Source organism: Nostocoides sp. HKS02 (assembly GCF_009707485.1).
In the GTDB taxonomy this organism is placed as follows: Bacteria; Actinomycetota; Actinomycetes; order Actinomycetales; family Dermatophilaceae; genus Pedococcus.
In genome coordinates this window covers 2,390,749-2,406,659 of record NZ_CP046121.1, presented here as the reverse complement: position 1 = coordinate 2,406,659, position 15,911 = coordinate 2,390,749, and the positions used below count along the sequence as shown (strand labels likewise).

General features: G+C 70.0%; 13 protein-coding genes. 9 read left to right on the top strand and 4 right to left on the bottom strand.

What is annotated here, in order from left to right; translation table 11 throughout:
* Positions 1 to 7 precede the first annotated feature (7 nt).
* Entirely contained in the window at positions 8 to 2,044 is a 2,037-nt protein-coding gene (locus GKE56_RS11560; protein ID WP_154684667.1) for an ABC transporter ATP-binding protein, read from the top strand.
* A gap of 108 nt (positions 2,045 to 2,152) precedes the next feature.
* Here the strand turns inward: GKE56_RS11560 and GKE56_RS11555 are convergent, their stop codons facing one another.
* Positions 2,153 to 3,619, bottom strand: a complete 1,467-nt coding sequence (locus tag GKE56_RS11555) for an alpha/beta hydrolase (RefSeq protein ID WP_195908092.1) — start codon at positions 3,617 to 3,619, stop codon at positions 2,153 to 2,155.
* A gap of 192 nt (positions 3,620 to 3,811) precedes the next feature.
* On the opposite strand from GKE56_RS11555, the gene GKE56_RS11550 reads away from it, so the two are divergent.
* Positions 3,812 to 5,578, top strand: a complete 1,767-nt coding sequence (locus GKE56_RS11550) for a sodium:solute symporter family protein (RefSeq protein ID WP_230208922.1) — start codon at positions 3,812 to 3,814, stop codon at positions 5,576 to 5,578.
* Between the two features lie 12 nt (positions 5,579 to 5,590).
* Complete coding sequence (locus GKE56_RS11545) at positions 5,591 to 5,917, top strand: hypothetical protein (RefSeq protein ID WP_154684665.1); 327 nt, start codon at positions 5,591 to 5,593, stop codon at positions 5,915 to 5,917.
* Between the two features lie 7 nt (positions 5,918 to 5,924).
* On the opposite strand, the gene GKE56_RS11540 is transcribed toward GKE56_RS11545, so the two are convergent.
* On the bottom strand, positions 5,925 to 6,326 hold the full coding sequence (locus GKE56_RS11540; RefSeq protein WP_154684664.1) for a VOC family protein: 402 nt from the start codon (positions 6,324 to 6,326) through the stop codon (positions 5,925 to 5,927).
* A complete protein-coding gene (locus tag GKE56_RS11535) occupies positions 6,323 to 7,048 on the bottom strand; it encodes a TetR/AcrR family transcriptional regulator (RefSeq protein ID WP_230208921.1) in 726 nt (241 codons plus the stop codon). The genes GKE56_RS11540 and GKE56_RS11535 overlap by 4 nt, the downstream gene beginning before the upstream one ends.
* Positions 7,049 to 7,222: 174 nt before the next feature.
* Here GKE56_RS11535 and GKE56_RS11530 point away from each other — a divergent pair, with 174 nt between their 5' ends.
* Entirely contained in the window at positions 7,223 to 8,278 is a 1,056-nt protein-coding gene (locus GKE56_RS11530; RefSeq protein ID WP_154684663.1) for an NAD(P)-dependent alcohol dehydrogenase, read from the top strand.
* A 3-nt stretch (positions 8,279 to 8,281) separates the two neighbouring features.
* Here the strand turns inward: GKE56_RS11530 and GKE56_RS11525 are convergent, their stop codons facing one another.
* Positions 8,282 to 9,094, bottom strand: coding sequence for a dioxygenase (locus tag GKE56_RS11525; protein WP_154684662.1), 813 nt, complete (start codon positions 9,092 to 9,094; stop codon positions 8,282 to 8,284).
* Between the two features lie 162 nt (positions 9,095 to 9,256).
* Between GKE56_RS11525 and topA the strand changes: the two genes are divergently transcribed.
* From topA to GKE56_RS11500, 5 genes are all read left to right on the top strand, one after another.
* A complete protein-coding gene (topA, locus tag GKE56_RS11520) occupies positions 9,257 to 12,055 on the top strand; it encodes a type I DNA topoisomerase (protein WP_154684661.1) in 2,799 nt (932 codons plus the stop codon).
* 6 nt (positions 12,056 to 12,061) lie between these two features.
* A complete protein-coding gene (locus GKE56_RS11515) occupies positions 12,062 to 12,835 on the top strand; it encodes an ABC transporter ATP-binding protein (protein WP_230208920.1) in 774 nt (257 codons plus the stop codon).
* Positions 12,836 to 13,017: 182 nt separating this feature from the next.
* A complete protein-coding gene (locus GKE56_RS11510) occupies positions 13,018 to 13,863 on the top strand; it encodes a DUF6065 family protein (RefSeq protein ID WP_154684660.1) in 846 nt (281 codons plus the stop codon).
* Entirely contained in the window at positions 13,856 to 15,085 is a 1,230-nt protein-coding gene (locus GKE56_RS11505) for an MFS transporter (RefSeq protein WP_154684659.1), read from the top strand. Before GKE56_RS11510 ends, GKE56_RS11505 begins: the two co-directional genes overlap by 8 nt.
* 17 nt (positions 15,086 to 15,102) lie before the next feature.
* Complete coding sequence (locus GKE56_RS11500) at positions 15,103 to 15,891, top strand: MerR family transcriptional regulator (protein WP_154684658.1); 789 nt, start codon at positions 15,103 to 15,105, stop codon at positions 15,889 to 15,891.
* The last annotated feature ends 20 nt before the right edge of the window (positions 15,892 to 15,911 follow it).

The window sequence follows — 15,911 nt, the reverse complement described above, 5'->3', positions numbered from 1 at the left end:
AGCAGTCATGACCGAGGGTGTGAAGACCGCCGAGGAGAAGGCCGCCGAGGCGCGCCGGGGGCCAGGGGCGCGCGCCGGTCAGCGGCACGGGCCGATGATGGGCGCGGGCGTGCCCGCTGAGAAGTCGCAGAACTTCGGGCCGTCCGCCAAGCGGCTCCTGGGCTTGCTACGGCCCGAGCGGAGCTCTTTGTATGCCGTGCTGGCGCTCGCCGTCACGAGCGTGGCCCTCAACGCGGTCGGGCCGAAGATCCTCGGCCGCGCCACCGACCTCATCTTCGGGGGCGTGGTCGGCAAGCACCTGCCCGCCACCGCCACCCGTGACGAGATCGTCCAGGGGCTGCGGGCGCACGGCCAGAACACCTTCGCCGACATGGTCGCGAACATGCCGAACCTCGTGCCCGGCTCGGGGATCGACTTCGGCGCGGTGGGCCAGGTCCTGCTGGCGGTGCTCGGCATCTACGTGGCGGCCAGCCTGCTGTCGTGGGCGATGGGCTGGATCCTCACCGGCGCGGTCAACCGCACGATCTTCACGTTGCGGCGTGACGTCGAGGACAAGCTCAACCGGCTTCCGTTGCCGTACTTCGACGCCCAGCCGCGTGGTGAGCTGCTGAGCCGGGTGACGAACGACATCGACAACGTCGCGCAGAGCCTGCAACAGACGTTGAGCCAGCTGCTCACCTCATTGCTCACGGTGGTGGCGATGGTGGCCATGATGATCTACATCTCGCCGCTGCTGGCCGTGATCGCGCTGGTGACCATTCCGGTCTCGATGGTGGTGACCGCGGCCATCGGCAAGCGCTCGCAGCGTCACTTCGTGCAGCAGTGGAAGAGCACTGGCGAGCTCAACTCGATCGTCGAGGAGACCTTCACCGGTCACCAGCTCGTCAAGGTGTTCGGCCGTCAGGACGAGGTGCGCGCCGCGTTCCGGGCGAAGAACGACGACCTGTTCGACGCAGGCTTCGGTGCGCAGTTCGTCAGCGGCATCATCATGCCGACGATGATGTTCATCGGGAACCTCAACTACGTCATCATCGCCGTGGTCGGGGGCCTGCGCGTGGCGAGCGGGTCGATGAGCCTCGGCGACGTGCAGGCGTTCATCCAGTACTCGCGGCAGTTCACCCAGCCGCTCACGCAGGTCGCGTCGATGGCCAACCTGCTGCAGTCCGGGGTGGCCTCTGCAGAGAGGGTCTTCGAGGTGCTGGATGCCGCCGAGCAGCGCCCCGACGCGGCCGATGCGACGACCTTGGACGACCCGCACGGCCGGGTGGAGTTCGAGGACGTGTCCTTCTCGTACGACCCCGCCAAGCCGCTCATCGAGCACCTCGACCTCGTCGTGGAGCCAGGGCAGACCGTGGCGATCGTGGGCCCGACCGGAGCCGGCAAGACGACGCTGGTCAACCTCATCATGCGGTTCTACGAGCTCGACGGTGGCCGCATCACGCTCGACGGCGTCGACATCACCAACCTGCGCCGCGACAACCTGCGCGGCGAGATCGGCATGGTCCTGCAGGACACCTGGCTGTTCGGCGGCACGATCCGCGACAACATCGCCTACGGCCGCCCCGGTGCGTCCGACGAGGACGTGCTCGCTGCCGCCCGCGCCACCTATGTCGACCGGTTCGTGCACTCGTTGCCCGACGGCTACGACACGGTGCTCGATGCCGAAGGTGGCAACATCAGCGCCGGGGAGAAGCAGCTCCTCACCATCGCCCGCGCCTTCCTCGCCGACCCGGCGCTCCTGATCCTCGACGAGGCCACGAGCTCGGTCGACACCCGCACCGAGCTGCTGGTGCAGCAGGCGATGTCGGCGTTGCGCCACGACCGCACGAGCTTCGTCATCGCCCACCGGCTGTCCACGATCCGTGACGCCGACGTCATCCTCGTGATGCGTGACGGGCAGATCGTGGAGCAGGGCTCCCACGAGGAGCTCCTGCTGCGCGATGGCGCGTACGCCGAGCTGTATGCCGCGCAGTTCAGCGGGGCGGCGGTCGACGTGGACACCGGCGAGGCCCCTGCACCGGAGATGGCGGCGGCCCGCCCGTGAGCTTCCCGATGGCGGAGCGTGCAGGGTCTCCCGGGTCCTGACCCGGAAGACCCTGCACGGTGATGCGGTCGGCTGGCGCTGGCCGCGGTCCACCCCGCGCAGACCGGCTCAGTCAGGACTGCAGGTCCGCGATGCGGGCCTGCTGTCCCCACGCACCAGGAAGGTAGTGACGGCGGCGTCGACACAGCTCAGTCCTTCGAAGGTGGCGGTGTGGCCCCAGATGTCGACCTCGAGCAGGGCGGACCCGGGGATCCTTGCGCGCAGGGCAATCGCCTCCGAGCGCGGAGTGGCTGGGTCGGACGCGTTGCTGACGATCAGTGTCCTGGCGCCGACGTCAGCGCTCAGGGTCGTCCCGACCAGCGGCTGGGCTGGGACCGGCCATGAGCCGCACAGCTCGGCTGAGGTGGCCAGGAGCACGCCAAAAGTCTCGGACGCGTCATCGATCGCGGCCCTGGCCCCCGGCGTGATCTCGGTGCGCGGTTCGTCCAGGCACGAGGTCCCCCAGAAGACACCGTTCACCACGGAGTTCGCAACATGGCCGGGTGAGTTCTCGAGCTTGTCGGACAAGGCGACGAATGGAGCTGGGTCGCCCTTGCCCAGCGCGTGCATGACCGCAGGCAGCTCAAAGGCCAGGTCGGGGGAGTAGAGCGCGCTGAACACCACCGCGGTGAAGGCGCCGGCGTCCACCGCGGGTCGTAGCGGGTCATGACCGGGGATGGTGACGGGGGCCCGTTCCAGGGTTCGCTGCATGGCCCTGACTGCACCGATGACTGCGTCCGCCGTCGAGCCGAGACTGCACTTCTCATCCGCACACGCCGTGGCGAACTGGTACAGCGTGTCTTCGGAGGTGCTGGCCTTCGCGAGGGCTCGGACGGCGGGCGTGCGGCCCGGGACGACCGCCCCGTCCAGAACCATCCGGTGCAGTCGACCTGGAAACAGCCGCGCGTACTCGTAGGCCAGCACCGTGCCGTACGAGTAGGTCAGCAGGTCGAGACGCTCGACGCCCAGCGCAGACCTCAGGGTGTCGAGGTCCCGGGCGAAGTCAGCCGTCCCGAGGTGGGCGACGAGGGACGGCTGCCGCTGTGCGCACGAGGCGCCCAGCCGGGTGAGGCCGTCCTTGAGCGTGGCCAGCTCGGTCGGGTCCTCGGGCGTGGCGTCCAGTGGGGTGGTGCGACTACGGGCCTGAGGGTCCGTACAGCTGAGGTACCCCGACTCGCCGACCGCTCGTGGATCCATCGCGACGATGTCGAAGGCGTCCGTCACCTCGGAAGGCATCGCGCCAACCAGGGCTTTCAGCATGCTGGTCGCCGGTGCACCGGGACCACCGGGGTTGACGAACAGCACCCCTTGGCGCCTCCCACCAGCCTGCACCCGGGTCACAGCCAACGACTGGTGGCCGGCGGTGGGGTGGGCGTAGTCGGTCGGGACCGTGAGGTACGCGCACTCTGGCGCACCCTTGACGGCGGCGCCGGCCTGGAACGCCTCGCCATGACCGCCGCCTCGCCAGCCCAGCGCCTGCGCGGGTGGTGTGGTCGGTGTGGCCGAGTCGGAGCCGGGCGAAGTGCAGGCCGTCATGACAAGAGTGACCGCCAGAGCGAGGACGACACTCGATCTCAGCTTCATTCCCCGCTCCTGGTCGGCGACCCGCGATCTTCCCCCGATCGTGGCGAGGACAGGGTACGCGGGCTGCGCGCTCGGGGTGCCGGTTTGCGGCATACGCCCTAGGTTGGTGCGGAGGTTCGCCGACGCACCCCCCAGGAGCCCTCGATGTCCCACCTCGCCCCCATGGCCGTTCCTGCGGCGGCCGGCACGCTGATCAACGCCAACTGGCTCGACTACGTCCTCGTGGCGCTTTACTTCGTCTTCGTTCTCGGCATCGGTGTCATCGCGCGCCGGTCGGTCTCGGACTCGATCGACTTCTTCCTCTCGGGGCGCTCGCTGCCTGCGTGGGTGACCGGTCTGGCGTTCATCTCGGCCAACCTCGGTGCGGTCGAGATCATGGGGATGTCGGCCAACGGCGCCCAGATCGGGCTGCCGACGGTGCACTACTTCTGGGTCGGAGCCATCCCGGCGATGCTGTTCCTCGGCGTCGTGATGATGCCGTTCTACTACGGCTCGAAGGTGCGCTCGGTCCCGGAGTTCATGTTCCGCCGGTTCGGCACGGGGGCGCACCTGGTCAACGCGATCAGCTTCGCCACCGCCCAGCTGCTGATTGCCGGCGTCAACCTCTACCTCTTGGGGTCGATCGTGCACGCGCTCTTGGGCTGGCCCCTGTGGGTGGCCCTGCTGGTGGCCGCAGCGATCGTGTTGTCCTACATCACCCTCGGCGGGCTCTCGGCGGCGATCTACAACGAGGTGCTGCAGTTCTTCGTCATCGTCGCCTCGTTGCTGCCGCTGACCCTGATCGGCCTGCACCGCGTCGGTGGGTGGAGTGGTCTGCAGGACAAGATCACCGCCTTCGCGAGCTCGGCGCCGGCCAAGGCCGCGGTCGCCCCGGCCGGCCAGCAGCTCCACTCCTGGCCCGGTCAGGCCCTGTCCGGGTTCGGGTCCGGGTTCCTCTCGGTGGTCGGCATCGTCTTCGGGCTCGGGTTCGTGCTCTCGTTCGGCTACTGGACCACGAACTTCGTCGAGGTCCAGCGCGCGATGGCCTCGAAGTCGATCTCGGCTGCCCGCAAGACGCCGATCATCGGCGCGTTCCCCAAGATGTTCGTGCCGTTCATCGTCATCCTCCCCGGCATGATCTCGGCCGTGCTCGTCAAGGAGATGGTCCAGCTCAAGGGCGGCGGGGCTCCTGCGGGCGGCGCATCGGGCGAGGGCGTCAAGTACAACGACGCGCTGCTGCTGCTCATGCGCGACGTGTTGCCCAACGGTCTGCTCGGGCTGGCCATCGCGGGCCTGCTTGCGGCCTTCATGGCGGGCATGGCCGCCAACATCTCGGCGTTCAACACGGTGTTCAGCTACGACCTGTGGCAGCGCTACCTGCGCAAGGACCACAGCGACGACTACTACCTGCGCATCGGTCGGCTGGCGACCGTCGCCGCGACCATCGTCGCGATCTTCACGGCCACCATCGCCAGCAGCTTCTCCAACATCATGGACTACCTCCAGACGCTGTTCGGCTTCTTCAACGCGCCCCTGTTCGCCACCTTCATCCTCGGCATGTTCTGGAAGCGGATGACGCCCACGGCTGGCTGGGCTGGTCTGGCCAGCGGCACGTTGTCAGCCGTGGCGGTGGCCTTCCTCAGCCAGGACGCGTTCGGGTCGGCCAGCCTCGGCGTCATCCCGCTGTCCGGGCAGGGCGCGAGCTTCGTGGCCGCCTCCACCGCCTTCGTGGTCGACATCGCAGTCTCGTATGCCGTGTCCCTCGCGACCGAGCCCAAGCCGGCTTCGGAGCTGCGCGGGCTGGTGTACTCCGAGACGCCCCGGGAGGACTTGGTCGACCCCGAGGAAGCCAGTCACCCGTGGTTCCAGCGCACCATGCCCCTGGCCGGCATCGCCCTGGTCCTCGTCCTGATCCTCAACTTCGCCTTCTAGAGGAGTCCCGCGATGTCCGAGAAGACCACCCCGTTGCCCGAGAAGGCCACACCGTCCGGCACCCACACCGCCGGCGCCTTCGACATCCGCAACATCATCGGTGCCCTGCTGGGGATCTACGGCGTGATCCTGCTGCTCGCCGGGCTCTTCGGTGACACGGCCTCGGCCAAGACCGGCGGCATCAACGCCAACCTGTGGACCGGGCTCGCGCTAGCGGTCGCCTCGGCCGTGTTCCTCGTGTGGGCACGGCTCAAGCCGATCGTGGTGCCCGCGCACGTCGAACCGGTCGAGGACGACCCAACCCGTCCGGCCCCGCGTCGCCGACCGGCCGATCACTGAGCCTGGGTCACCACATCGCCTCGAGGTCGGGGTGGCCGAGCGCTGGCGGGTCGTACTTCGGCTGGAACAGCATCATCGTGCCCGCGCCGGGGATCTTGAGCTGAAGCGTCGACCCCCACCGTTGCTCGACGACGTCGCCTTCGAAGGTGGCGCCGCGGCCCTCCAGCTCCTTGCGGGTGGCCTCGAGGTCGTCGCACATGAGGGACAGGTCGAAGCGCTGGTCCGTGCCGCCGGTCTGTCCCTCGTGCTCCCAAGACGACGGGTGGACCCCGAGCTCGCTCGGACCGGTGGCGAAGATCAGCCAGCCGCCTCCGGTGTCGGCCGCGGGGAACTGCAGGACGTCGCGAAAGAAGGTGCGGGCGGCGTCGGGGTCTTCGGCGTACACGAGGGTGTGCAGTGCGGTGATCATGAGCCCACCGTAGAAGCCCGGCGGCGTTCCAGCCCATCGAGCAGCACATCGAGTCCGAACTCGAACTCGCTCTGGTCGTCGCACCAGCCCAGGGTCGAGCCCGGGTCGTCGTGCGCGACCTCCCCGAGCATCTCGACGAGGTGCGGGATCTGGGTGGCCATGGCCGCCAGCAGCTCCTCCGACGCACCGTCGGCAGCAGCGTCGCCTGGGTCGAACAGCTCCTGCGAGAAGCCGATCACCCGGCTGCCGAGGGCGTGCAGCGAGTGGTGCGCCAGGTCGTTGCTGAACCCACCGGCTCGCAGGATCCCCACGACGCCGTCGTAGTACCGGACGATGTCGAGGCTCATCGTCGTGCGGGTCTCCAGCACACTGGGCGCCCAGCGGTGTCGCAGCATGACCTGGCGGGCCGCGAGGGCCCGAGCCCGCAGCGCCCCCCGCCAGTCGACGGTCGGATCGGGGGCGTCGAGCGCGGCGACCGCGGCGTTGACCTCGGCGGCGAGCTGGTCGACCATCGCGTCGAGCAGCGCCTCCTTGCCGGCGACGTGGTTGTACAGCGACATGGCCTCGACGCCGAGCTCCTGGCCGATGCGGCGCATCGACACCGCGGCGATCCCCTCCCGGTCGGCCACCGCCACGGCTGCGCGCATGACTCGCTCACGGCTCAGCGGTTGACGGGCGGTGCCGCCAGCGGTGTCGAGGTCACTCTGGGCGGTGTCGGTCACGGGTTCCTCAAGGGGTCGGTCGCTGGTCGGTCGCTGGTCGGTCGCCTCGGTCGGCGGGCCGCCACGAGTACCACGAATGGTAGCTGGCGACCCTTGACAGACTTACGGCGTAGGCCTAACTTACGCTGTATATTTACACCGTAAGTTTACCTCATCGAACCCAGGAGCAGCGCGATGACCGACCTCGACCACACCACCGCCACCGACGCCACCGGCACCGCGCCGCAGGACGGCGCCTCGATCCCCACGACCATGCGGGCTGCGGTCTACGACCGCTACGGCCCTCCCGAGCAGGTCGTGTCGGTGCGCACCGTTCCCGTGCCCGAGCTCGGCGCCGACGACGTGCTGGTGCGGGTGGGGGCGGCCTCGGTCAACGCGCTCGACTGGCACCTCGTCACCGGGTTGCCGATGTTCGCCCGCCCCACCCTGGGGCTTCGCCACCCGAAGCGGCACGTCCCCGGGGCCGACATGGCCGGCGTCGTCGAGGCGGTGGGGGCCAACGTGACCCGACTCGGCATCGGCGACCGGGTTTTCGGCGAGGTGCCGGGAGGTGGGTTCGCCGAGTTCGTGGTGGCGCCGGCGGACTGGCTGGTGCCGGTCCCCGAGGGGGTCGGCATCGAGCAGGCAGCCACGCTCGGGGTGGCTGCGGAGACCGCGTTGCAGGGCCTGCGCGACTGGGGTGGCCTGCGCCCGGGGCAGCGGGTGCTGGTGAACGGTGCCTCCGGCGGGGTCGGCAGCTTCGCGGTCCAGCTCGCCAAGGCCCTCGGCGCGTCGCACGTGACCGCCGTGTGCAGCACCCGCAACGTCGAGGCGGCCAGGCGCGGCGGCGCCGACCGGGTCGTCGACTACACCAGGCAGGACGTGCGCTCGCTGGGTGACGCCTTCGACCTGTTCTTCGACAACGCCGGCAGCCTCACCTTGCGCGACAGCCGACGGCTCGTCGCCCCGAAGGGGACCTACGTGATGGTGACTTCACCGAAGTCCACGTGGCTGCGCCCGCTGCCGCGCATGCTGAGCGTTCCGTTCTTCTTCGCCTTCAGTTCCCAGCACGCGCCTGCCTTCAAGGTCGCCTCCCGTAGCCGCGCCGACCTCGAGCTCCTGGCCCGGCTGGCGGCGTCCGGCCAGCTGTCGCCGGTGCTGGACCGGCGATGGTCGCTGGCCGAGGCGGCCGAAGCGCTCCGCGTGCAGGGCGAGTTCCACGCCCGCGGCAAGTCCGTGGTCATCCCGTGACGGTCAGGTGAACTGCCAGGACCTCTTGCTCAGGCCGAACCAGAACCCGTCGATGACGCTCTCGTTGTCGAGGCTGCCCGACTCGTATGCCGCGCCGAGGCTCACGTACAACGGCGCCCAGTGCTCAGTGCGGGGGTGCGCCTCGCGGGCCGCGGGTGCCTTGTTCATGAAGTCGAGGATCGCATCGACGTCCTGGCGCTCGAGCGCCTCGGCGGCCCAGTTGTCGAACTCCGCGGACGGCTTCGGGGGCGCGGCGTCGGCGCCGGCCCCGGGGTTGAACCAGCGCAGGTTGTGGGTGGTGAAGCCCGAGCCGACGATCAGCGTGCCCTCGTCGCGCAGCGGCGCCAGCTTGCGACCCAGGTCGAACAGCGCCCGGGGGTCGAGCGTGGGCATCGACATCTGGAGCACCGGGATGTCGGCATCGGGGTACATCTCCACCAGCGGCACGTACGCGCCGTGGTCCAGGCCCCGCGACTCGTCACGCTGGACCGGCGTGGCGGAGGAGTGGACCAGCCCGGTGACCCGGTCCGCGAGCGCGGGCGCGCCCGGCGCGGCATACGTCACCTCGTAGTAGTGGCGGGGGAAGCCCCAGAAGTCGTAGACGAGGGGCACCTGGCCGCTCGTGGCACTGAGCGCCAGTGGCGCCTCCTCCCAGTGCGCGGACACCATGAGGATGTTCGTCGGCTTGCCGACGTCACGCGACCAGGTGGCCAGCTGCTCGGTCCACACCGGGTCGTCGGCCAGCGGTGGCGCACCGTGGCTCAGGTAGAGCACGGGTTGGCGGTCACTCTTCCGCTGGCGGGTCGGCTCGGTCATGGTTCAAGAGTACGCTACTTGAAGATTCAATCAAATAGTCGGATGCCGCCGGGCGAGACCGATCGCCCCGGATTTGACCTCCTCGGCTACCGTCGTGCGCGTTGTCATGTCGATGCTGCGACGAATCCGCAGCACATGTCAGCAGGAACTGAGGTTTGATCTGTGAGCACCGGGCGCAAGCTGGTCATCGTCGAGTCGCCGGCCAAGGCGAAGACAATCGGCGGCTATCTGGGCAAGGACTGGGACGTCGAGGCGTCCGTCGGCCACATCCGCGACATCCCGACGCCGTCGGAGATGCCCGCCGACATCAAGAAGGGCCCGTTCGGGCGCTTCGGCGTGGACGTCGACAACGGGTTCGAGGCGTACTACGTGGTGGACGCCGACAAGCGCAAGAAGGTGTCCGAGCTCAAGCGGCTCCTCAAGGGCGCCGACGAGCTCTACCTCGCCACTGATGAGGACCGCGAGGGCGAGGCAATCGCCTGGCACCTGCTCGAGGTGCTGCAGCCCAAGGTCCCGGTCAAGCGGATGGTGTTCCACGAGATCACCAAGGAAGCGATCCAGCGCGCGGCCAACAGCACCCGCGACCTCGACACAGCCCTCGTCGACGCCCAGGAGACCCGGCGCATCCTCGACCGCCTCTACGGCTACGAGGTGAGCCCGGTCCTGTGGCGCAAGGTCAAGGCCGGCCTGTCCGCGGGCCGGGTGCAGTCCGTCGCGACCCGCATGGTGGTCGAGCGCGAGCGCGAGCGCATGGCGTTCGTCCGGGCGGCGTACTGGGACGTCGAGGGCGACTTCACCCCCGACGGCGCCGGCAACCAGTTCCAGGCACGGCTCAGCGCGGTCGACGGGACCCGGGTCGCCACTGGGCGCGACTTCGCCGACGACGGCACGCTGAAGGGCAAGAGCGTCGTCCACCTCGACGAGGCCACCGCGAACTCCATTGCGACACAGGTCCTTTCGGCGCAGGTGTCGGTGACGGGCGTCCAGGAGAAGCCCTACACCCGACGCCCCTCCGCCCCGTTCACCACGAGCACGCTCCAGCAGGAGGCGTCGCGCAAGCTGCGGCTGTCGTCCAAGAACGCGATGCGGGTCGCCCAGCGGCTCTACGAGAACGGCTACATCACCTACATGCGTACCGACAGCACCACGCTGTCGGAGGCCGCGCTCACCGCGGCGCGCCAGCAGGCCCGCGACCTGTATGGCGCCGAGTACGTCCCCGACGCCCCGCGCCGCTACGAGAAGAAGGTCAAGAACGCCCAGGAGGCCCACGAGGCCATCCGCCCGGCCGGTGACCGCTTCCGCACCCCGGCGCAGGTGGCCGGTGAGCTGCGTGGAGACGAGTTCGCGCTCTACGAGCTGATCTGGAAGCGCACCGTCGCCTCGCAGATGGCTGACGCCCGCGGGTCCACCGCCACGGTGAAGCTCGGCGGCACGCTCGAGGACGGCCGGGTCGTGGAGTTCAGCGCCTCGGGCACGGTCATCACGTTCCGCGGGTTCCTCGCGGCATACGAGGAGGGCCGCGACGTCGAGGAGGCGGCCCGCGCCGGTCTCCAGGAGGAGGAGCGCCGCCTGCCCAAGCTCAGCGAGGGCGTCGGCATCACCGTCGTCCGCGCCGAGGCCGACGGTCACGAGACCACCCCGCCGCCGCGCTACACCGAGGCCACCCTCGTGAAGGCTATGGAGGAGAAGGGCATCGGCCGCCCCTCGACCTATGCCTCGACCGTGGGCACCATCCAGGACCGCGGCTACGTCGTGACGCGCGGCTCCGCCCTCATCCCGACCTGGCTCGCGTTCGCCGTGACCCGCCTGCTCGAGGAGCACTTCAGCGAGCTCGTCGACTACGACTTCACCGCCTCCATGGAAGAGGACCTCGACCGCATCGCCGGGGGAGACGAGCACCGCGCCGCGTGGCTGCACCGGTTCTACTTCGGCGAGCTGCTCGACGCCAAGGACCTCAAGGGCGAGCAGGCGTACAGCCACGGGCTCAAGCACCTCGTCGAGGACCTCGGCGAGATCGATGCCCGCGAGATCTCGACGATCCCCATCGGCGAGGGCATCGTCGTGCGCGTCGGCCGCTACGGCCCGTACGTCGAGGAGACCGTGCCCGAGGGAGTCAACCTCGAGACCGGCGAGCTCGCCGATGGTGCGACCGGCACGCCCCGCCGTGCGACCATCAACGACGACATCGCTCCCGACGAGATGACCCCCGCCAAGGCGCGCGAGCTGCTCGAGCAGTCCGCCGACGACGGCAAGGTCCTCGGCCAGGATCCCGAGACCGGGCGCGACATCGTGGCCAAGGCCGGCCGCTACGGGCCCTACGTCACCGAGGTGCTCGACGAGGACACGGCAGCCCTCAAGGGCAAGAGCAAGGTCAAGCCACGCACGGCCTCGCTGTTCAAGGACATGGACCTCGCGACCCTCGACCTCGACGCCGCGCTCAAGCTGCTCAGCCTGCCCCGCGTCGTCGGGATGGCCACCGAGGAGGACGGCACCAAGGTCGAGATCACGGCCCAGAACGGCCGCTACGGCCCGTACCTGAAGAAGGGCACCGACTCGCGCTCGCTCGCCACCGAGCAGCAGCTCTTCGACATCAGCCTCGAGGAAGCGCTGGCGATCTACGCCCAGCCCAAGCAGCGTGGTCGCGCCGCGGCCGCCCCGCTGAAGGAGCTCGGCAACGACCCGGTCTCGGGCAAGCCCATGGTGGTCAAGGACGGCCGCTTCGGCCCGTACGTCACCGACGGTGAGACCAACGCGACGCTCCGCAAGGACGACGACCCCGAGGCGATCTCCCCTGAACGGGGTGCCGAGCTGCTGGCCGAGAAGCGGGCCAAGGGCCCCACCACGCGCAAGCGGGCCGCCAAGAAGACGACGACCAAGACGACGACCAAGAAGGCGACCAGCAAGACCGCGAAAGCCGCGACCAAGAAGGCGACCGCCACGAGGGCCGCCAAGAAGGCGTAGCGGCTGGTGCCTGCCCCGAGCCTGGTGGAGACCAGACGGCTGAGCATGGTGTTCCCCGGTGTCGCAGCCTCATCGCTGCGCCCCGGGGACCGTGCGCGCGCGGCCCGGACGGTCCGTGCGCTGCACGAGGTCGACCTGCGCGTCGCCGAGGGGAGCGTCCACGCGGTGGTGGGGCCGCGCGGGGCGGGCAAGACGACGGTGCTCAACCTGCTGAGCGGCTACCTCGCGCCCACCGCGGGTCAGCTCCTGGTCCTGGGCCGCGACGTCACCGGACAGCAGCCCGAGCAGCTCGCCCGCCTCGGAGTCGGCCGGTCGTTCCGCCCCAGCAGCGTGCTCGACGCGCTGACGACCGCCGAGCAGGTGGAGCTCGCACTGGCCTCGTCCAGCGCCGATCACGGCAGGTGGCCGCCGCGCCGGGAGCTCGGCCAGTTCCGCGAGGGCGCCGAGGCGGTGCTGGCCGAGGCGGGTCTCGCTGGCCAGGCCGACGTGCTGGCCGGGTCCTTGGCGCCCTGCGAGCGGCGCGCCCTCGAGTTCGCGGTCGCCATCGCACCGGGCCCGCAGGTGCTGCTGCTCGACGAGCCGACCGCTGGGCTGGGCCCGGACGACGTCGACCGGACGATCGCCCTGCTCACGCGGGTGGCCGCCGGGCGCACCCTCGTGCTCGTCGACCACAACCTGTATGCCGTGCGCTCCGTCGCCGACACCGTCACCGTCCTGCGGGGCGGCGAGGTCGTGGCCGAGGGCGCCTACGACGAGGTCAGGCCCGAGCTGGGAGCGTGACCGGCGCCGCGCGGCATACCTGCTCTGTGCCGGTGCGACCAAGATCGGCAAGATGCCCCTGATGTCCGCTCCGTGCGGGTATCGTCACCCGGGCGGCACCGGGGGCCTTCAGGTTGCGAGCCGCTTCGGGGTGAGTCATTCTCGCGGGGATCCTGCGACGAGGAAGAGGTGATCAGGGCAGCATGGGCGACAGTCGCGCCGAGGTGCCTCGTCGTGCGGCCCTGCCCACCAGTGGCCCCGACGCCGCGTTCTACGGCTTGTTTCCCGGCGCACCCATTCCCGAGCCCGCGCGGGACGTCCTGCCCAACGTCCTCCCGCTCGTGGCGGTGCAGCGGTGCCCCCCGGTCACGACCGCGTCCTCGATCGGCTGGGTGCTTCGGCCGCGGACGTCCTTTGCGATGACCTGGGCCGGCGACCAGCTGTCGATGGCCATGATCGACCCGGAGACCAACGACCTCGGCCCGTGGCGGGACATCGCCGGCGACGGACCCGCGCCACCGGACATCGACGGCATGCTGCAGGGCGTTTCCGCGCAGCGCGGTGCGGAGGCGATGGAGATCGGCTTGGCGCGCATGCCCCTGCTCGACCCGAGCCCGTTCGGTGATCCCCGCGAGTTCCAGTACCTCAGCGGGATCGTCGGGGTCACGCGGCCGGGCTGGTCCCTGTTGGTGCGCGGGGTGCCGAACTGGCCCAGGGCCCGCGCCGACTTCGATGTCGTCGAGGGCGTCGTGGAGACTGCGTGGTCGGGCAACGTGCTCCCGGTGATGATCCGGCTGCGCACGGAGGGAGCGGTCGTCCGTTTCCACCGCGACACCCCGCTGGCGTTGCTCCACCCGGTCGCGGTGGCGAGCTATGCGCGAGAGAACGCGGCCTTGGCCGGATCGGGCTCGGGCATCGACGCGTGGCCGACCGAGGTCTGGGACAAGTTCGTGGCCAGCCGCAAGAACCGCACCTCCGGACGGGGGGCCTATCGGCGGGCGCAGGCCGCGTACTACCGCGAGGTCGACCCCGTGGAACACCGTGACTGAACCTGGGTTCGGTTCCCGGCTGCGTGACCACCCCGACGCGTTCCGGCTGGCCGTCGCCAACATCATCGACGGGCTGGGCACCTATGTCGGGCTGGCCGCCCTCCTCGTCGTCGGCTACCACTCGACGCGACTGCTCGGCACGGCCATGGTCCTCGCGGCCCACGTGCTGCCCGGCCTGCTCGTCACGCTGTTCGTCGCGCCCCGGCTCCAGCACCGCCAGCGCCGCACGGTGCTCCTCGTCCTCAACCTCGTCGGTGTGCTGGCCCTGCTGCCTGCGATCGCCGCCCCCGGGGCCGAGACCGCGATCCTGGCGGCGGCGCTGCTCGGAGCATCCGGGGTCGCGACGCGTGGCGTGCAGATGGCGGCGCTGGCCGAAGCAGTTCCCGCTGAGGTGCGCGGCCGCTTCTACGGCATGGTGGGCTCGTTCACCCAGGCCGTCCAGGTCATCGGGCTCGCCAGCGGTGGCGCCATCGCGGCGGCGCTCAGCGCCCGCACCGCCCTGGCCATCGACGCGTTGAGCTTTACCGTTGCCGGCTTGGTCATCGCGACCATCCACTTCGCGCGCGTCTCGCCGGTGCGCACCGCGCCTGCCCCGCGCTCCTTCTTCGGCAGCGCCCCGCACGTGGTCTGGTCGATTCCGTTGCTGCGGATGCTGGCGTTCGTGACCTGCATCGGCGCGCTGGTCGCCAGTGTCCCCGAGGCGGCCAGCCCGGCCGTGACGAGCACCAAGCTGCTTCCCCTGGTCATGGCGGCCTCACCGGCGGGCGGGGCCGTTGCGGCGCTGATCTGCACGAGGCTCGGTGTCTTCGGGCGGGTCCGTGACACCCTGCGACTGGCCCTGGTGTCGTCGGTGTCGCTGGTCGTGCTCGGCGCCGGGATGTACGTCGCCTTCCAACAGCCGGCCGACTCGGTGGTGCGGGCGCTCTACGGCATCGCGGCGAACGCGCTCATCGGGGGCCTGGGGGTGTGGTTCCTCGGCATGATCGCGGCGTTCACCGAGTACACGCCCGCGTCCGAGATGGTGGCCGTCGGGTCCTTCATGTCGTGGAGTGTCGGTGCGGCGAGCGGGCTCGGCGGCTTCGCGGTGGCCCTGTTGGGAGTGGCCGGGGGGTATGCCGCCCTGGGCCTGATGCTCCTGCCCGCCGCCGCCTGGGGTCTGCGGATGGTCCTGTCCCTCGACCTGTCTTCGTCACCCGGGACGGTTGACCCTCACGCCGCGTGAGGCCTCACAGTGGAGTCATGACGGCGAACCGGAGCCCGCAGACGCGGGCAGGAGTCCTCACCGTCGGGCAGGTGGCCGAGCGGTTCGACATCACCGTGCGCACGCTGCACCACTACGACGAGATCGGCCTGTTGCGACCCAGCGACCGGTCGACCGCCGGGTACCGGCTCTACACCGATGACGACCTCACCCGACTCCAGCACGTCGTCGTCTACCGCCGCCTCGGCTTCGCGCTCGAGGAGATCGGACTGTTGCTGGAGCACCCCGAGAGCGTCGAGCAGCACCTGCGCCGTCAGCGCGCCGCCGTGGCGGCGCGCCTGGACGAGATGGCCGAGCTCGTGAGCGCCATCGACCGAGCATTGGAGAGACAGATGACCAACGAACCAGCCACCACCGAGGACCTCAAGGAGCTGTTCGGCGAGGGGTTCGACGACGCCCAGGCTGAAGCGCAGGAGCGGTGGGGTGACACCGATGCCTGGAAGCAGTCACGCCAGCGCACCAAGAACTACACCAAGGAGGACTGGGCCCAGGTCAAGGCCGAGAGCGACGCCGTGCTGGCCGCCTTCACCGCGTCGATGGATGCCGGGGAGCCGCCGACGAGCACGGTGGCGATGGATGCCGCCGAGCAGCACCGCAGGTCGATCCATGACCGGTTCTACGACTGCTCCCACGAGTCCCACAAGGGGTTGGGCGACCTCTACCTCAGCGACCCGCGGTTCACCGCGACGTACGACGAGATCCGTCCCGGCCTGTCCCAGTACGTCCGTGACGCGATCTACGCGAACGCCGCGCGCCACGGCGCCTGACCACGGCGCCTGACCACGGG

Coding starts and splice junctions, on each gene's coding strand:
- GKE56_RS11550 (WP_230208922.1), top strand. CDS start 3,812: ATGTCCCACCTCGCCCCCATGGCCGTTCCTGCGGCGGCCGGCACGCTG.
- GKE56_RS11545 (WP_154684665.1), top strand. CDS start 5,591: ATGTCCGAGAAGACCACCCCGTTGCCCGAGAAGGCCACACCGTCCGGC.
- GKE56_RS11500 (WP_154684658.1), top strand. CDS start 15,103: ATGACGGCGAACCGGAGCCCGCAGACGCGGGCAGGAGTCCTCACCGTC.
- GKE56_RS11540 (WP_154684664.1), bottom strand. CDS start 6,326: ATGATCACCGCACTGCACACCCTCGTGTACGCCGAAGACCCCGACGCC.
- GKE56_RS11560 (WP_154684667.1), top strand. CDS start 8: ATGACCGAGGGTGTGAAGACCGCCGAGGAGAAGGCCGCCGAGGCGCGC.
- GKE56_RS11525 (WP_154684662.1), bottom strand. CDS start 9,094: ATGACCGAGCCGACCCGCCAGCGGAAGAGTGACCGCCAACCCGTGCTC.
- GKE56_RS11530 (WP_154684663.1), top strand. CDS start 7,223: ATGACCGACCTCGACCACACCACCGCCACCGACGCCACCGGCACCGCG.
- GKE56_RS11555 (WP_195908092.1), bottom strand. CDS start 3,619: ATGACGGCCTGCACTTCGCCCGGCTCCGACTCGGCCACACCGACCACA.
- GKE56_RS11510 (WP_154684660.1), top strand. CDS start 13,018: ATGGGCGACAGTCGCGCCGAGGTGCCTCGTCGTGCGGCCCTGCCCACC.